This window comes from Thalassospira sp. CH_XMU1420-2, assembly GCF_037029325.1.
Classification (GTDB): domain Bacteria; phylum Pseudomonadota; class Alphaproteobacteria; order Rhodospirillales; family Thalassospiraceae; genus Thalassospira; species Thalassospira povalilytica.
Genome location: NZ_JAYMEG010000019.1, coordinates 1 through 3719 on the forward strand (window position 1 = coordinate 1; position 3719 = coordinate 3719).

General features: G+C 55.5%; 3 protein-coding genes. 1 reads left to right on the top strand and 2 read right to left on the bottom strand.

Features of this window, described 5'->3' with window-relative positions; translation table 11 throughout:
• Positions 1 to 62: 62 nt before the first annotated feature.
• The gene (locus WA429_RS20725; protein WP_443082690.1) at positions 63 to 1499 is read right to left on the bottom strand and encodes a DNA methyltransferase; all 1437 of its coding nucleotides are present in this window, start codon (positions 1497 to 1499) and stop codon (positions 63 to 65) included.
• A complete protein-coding gene (locus WA429_RS20730; RefSeq protein WP_336107832.1) occupies positions 1496 to 2581 on the bottom strand; it encodes a Fic family protein in 1086 nt (361 codons plus the stop codon). Before WA429_RS20730 ends, WA429_RS20725 begins: the two co-directional genes overlap by 4 nt.
• A gap of 463 nt (positions 2582 to 3044) precedes the next feature.
• On the opposite strand from WA429_RS20730, the gene WA429_RS20735 reads away from it, so the two are divergent.
• Positions 3045 to 3404: a hypothetical protein gene (locus tag WA429_RS20735; RefSeq protein WP_336107833.1), complete on the top strand. Its 360-nt coding sequence runs from the start codon at positions 3045 to 3047 to the stop codon at positions 3402 to 3404.
• Positions 3405 to 3719: the final 315 nt, after the last annotated feature.

The window sequence follows — 3719 nt, forward strand, 5'->3', positions numbered from 1 at the left end:
AAGCATTGAAGAACTGAAACAGGGCATCGCAGATCAGGATGCCTGGGAACAGGAATATGAGCTCAAATGGGCCGATGGTCCGGGGGATCGAGCGGCGTCTCAAACAGGTCATCGCTATGCACCTTCACGCCTGTTCCTGTAGGGGGGCAGATGCTCAACCAATCCAGTCGCAAGGCATTGCCGCAGGTTATCCAGTTCATCGCATCCAATGGCAAGAATTCAGCCAGGGCTTCCTTCTGGCCGCGATAGGTGACGTCACACTGATACTCGGCAATGATCAGTGCCAGCCGCGCAATTTCAGCGGGGAAGTCGCGCAGCTCGATCCCCCGGAAATTGGTCAGCGGAATCTCGGTGCGCCGGTCGCCTTCACCACGCCTTTTGTTGATCCCGGCCTCGATCGCCCGCATTTCCTTGTAGGCAATGACAAGGAAATTTCCTGATCCGCAGGCGGGGTCGAATACCCTGATCTTGGCCATGCGGTTGCGCAGGTTCAGCAGCTTGCGGGGGTTGTCTTCCGCCTCTTCCAGCTTCTCGCGCAGGTCGTCCAGAAACAGGGGATTGAGCACTTTCAGGATGTTCGGAACGCTCGTGTAGTGCATCCCCAAAGCCCCGCGCTCATCCTCATCGGCCACGGCCTGGATCATCGAGCCAAAAATATCGGGGTTGATCTTTGTCCAGTCCAGATTGCCGATATGCAGCAGGTAGGATCGGGCAATCTTGCTGAAGCGCGGCACGTCCGTTCCGTCTGAAAACAGCCCGCCATTCACATAGGGGAAGTCCTTTGCCCAACGGGCAATCCCGGCGGTGTCAAAGTCTTCAGCCCGCGTGTTCATCGAGCGAAAAATCTCGCTGATCACTTCATGGGTGTTCGAGCTATCCGGGGCGCTCATCTTCTCGATGGTCGATGTGAACAGGTCGGCCTTGCCAAAAATGTCTGTGTCTTCAGCAAAGAAACAGAAAATCAGCCGCGCCATGAAGTGGTTCATGTCGTGGCGGCGTTCTGCCTGCCCCCATTCGGGGTTGTCTTTCAGCAGCTCCACATAGAGCCGATTCAGGCGTCCGGTTGCCTTGATGTCGAAGGCATTGTCACGGATTTGTTTTACGGTCGATATTCCGGCCAGGGGCAGGAAAAAACCAAAGTGATCGGGGAAGTCAGGGAAGTCGCAGACAATGACTTCACCGCTGTTCAGGTCTTCGGCCTGAAAATCGCTGCCGTCCGTTGCCAGCACAAATTTGGCCTTGGCCTTTGTGGTGGCCGGGCTGGCCTTCAGCTCGGCAAGTGTTTCGGCAACCTTGCCAGGAGGGGCGGCCTTGATATGGATATTGTTGGTCTGCAACACGCCTCCCACATCGGAGCGGTTGGACGTGCCTTTGCGCAGGCGCTTCAGGGTCGTCGGCTTGTTGCCGAATGCCTGAAGGAAGGCAAAGGCGAATTCTTCCGGCGCGAATGGCTCGGCGGCAAGGTTTGAGATTGCTTCTTCGATCTCGACCGCGTTCATGTGCGCCCCCCGTTATTTGTCTCGCTTGTTCCCATTGGCAGACCATACCAGATGGATCGGCCTGCGCCATGGCGTACAAGCAGTCCCTTGTTCATCAGACTGCGGAATGTGGCTTTCAGGGTGTTCGGGCTGGCTCCATGCTCCCGCACTATGTCGCGGTTGGTCACGCGGCCATGCTGGCGGGCATAGTCCAGGATCATGACGGCCAGCTCTGGCAATTCTGCAAGAGCGCGTTCCTCGCGCTCGATCTTGTCGGCCAGGCGGCGCTTCTGGTGCTGCAAGGATCGCATGAAAAACAGCAGCCAGGGCTGCCAGTCCGGGGCATCGCTACGGATGGTTGCCTGTGTCTGGCGCAAGGCCAGATAGTAGCCTTCCTTGCTGTGCTCGATCACGCTCTCAAGGGATGAATAGGGGACGTAGGCATAGCCTGCCTGCAACAGCAGCAGGGTTGTCAGGACGCGGCTCAAGCGTCCGTTTCCATCCTGAAAGGGATGGATTTCAAGGAATACCACGATGAAGACAGCGACGATCAGCAGGGGATGCAGGCGCTTCAGCTCTCGCGCCTCATTCAGCCATTGCACCAGCTCCGTCATGCGCTGCGGCGTATCGAAGGGGGTGGTGGTTTCAAAGACGATTCCGACCATTTTGCCGGTTGCGTCGAAGGCTCCCACGTCATTGCGCACGGTCTTGTATTCGCCCCGGTGGCGTTCGTCCTTGGCGCTGTAGCGTAGCAGGTCGCGGTGAAGCTGCTTGATGTGGTTTTCCGTGATGGGAATGTCCTGCCATGCTTGAAACACGGTCTCCATGACCTCGGCATAGCCTGCGACTTCCTGCTCGTCACGGCTATCGAATTTTTTGATGTCCAGCTTGCCCAGCAGCTCTTCCACCTCACGATCTGACAGCTTGCTGCCCTCGATGCGGGTGGATGATCCGATGCTCTCGATCGTCGCCACACGGCGAAGGGCTTGCAGCCGTTCCGGCGCAAGGGTTCCAAGCGCCCGCCATGCGCCCTTGAACTCGTCTATTTCGGAGAGAAGGGACAGTAATCCGGGTGTAATCTGAATCGTTTCTGTCTGAATCATACCCGTAAATATACCCGATTATACCGGATTGTAAACCGGAATAGTTGCCGGATTATACCCGATTATGCAGCCCAAGCGCTTTCCACCCCGCCCTCCGTAGGCGGTGCGTGGATCATCTTATCTGCAAACCATCCTGCAGCCGATCTGGCGACAGCTAATCTTCCGTTTTCTCGCGCCAAACAGCAAAATATGGAGCCAGAGCGGTATCAAACATTTTCACAGTAAAGTGCGGAAAAACTCCGTAATTCAAAGCGCATAACGTTCTGAGGTATTGTCTATGTTAAAGCTGAGCTCGAAAACAGCATCTTCGTAAGGCTGGTCTGCCACGCAACACTTCCCCCAAAGAACGCAATCAAAGATTGCATATTACCACGCACTAGCCAAGTTTTCAGACTTGCATAACGCGTTTTAGCCAGATAACGATCGAGAGATGGGCAGGGTGCCAGAACCAAGCAGGCACAAGATGGCTTACAAAACCTGGGCGGAGGAACTATCCGTGTTCGTGACGGCCTTCGAGGGTTACCTACAGCAGTTTCCGGCCAATGGCTGGCATGAACGGTATCTTGAACGCTATCGTCGGTTTGTTCCCGACATTCAATCAATGCCGGTCCGCCGCGGCCCGGGTACAGCATTATTCGAGATAAACAGCGCAATCCGCCTGTTGCTCGATGGCCAACAGAAGATTTCTCCACAACAGCGAAAAATGCTCCGCACCTTGACAACCCAATGGATACGGCTTGAACGGGCTGCCGGTGTGCCACCAGCCCAGACAGGACACTCGATTGGGTTTGATCAGGCCATTTATGTTCAGAGAGAAGATTGAGCAGCAATAGCCAAGCATGTATTTGGATGTGTCTGAACTGTTCGCTTATCAAACGAACCTGTCAAAAGGCACCGCTCTGAAAGCGATGTGGAGCAACTTCGGAAGGCTCCACCACACGAATCTCGATGCCAGCTGCAATACGCTGAATATCGCGTTTGTCACCTTTCGCTGTCAGCCAATCTGACGCCAATTCGTAGGCTAGTTTTTCTACGGGGAAATGCCACACGAGCTCTGTCCATCATCAACGCTCGCAGTTTGGCTGGGCGCAGCGGTTTGTTGAGCAGGGAGAAGCCCTGTTCGCGGATCAGGTCGGCG

What these genes read in the sequence shown, in the direction of transcription:
- WA429_RS20725 (WP_443082690.1), bottom strand. Translation starts at nt 1,499, where the DNA reads ATGAACGCGGTCGAGATCGAAGAAGCAATCTCAAACCTTGCCGCCGAG.
- WA429_RS20730 (WP_336107832.1), bottom strand. Translation starts at nt 2,581, where the DNA reads ATGATTCAGACAGAAACGATTCAGATTACACCCGGATTACTGTCCCTT.
- WA429_RS20735 (WP_336107833.1), top strand. Translation starts at nt 3,045, where the DNA reads ATGGCTTACAAAACCTGGGCGGAGGAACTATCCGTGTTCGTGACGGCC.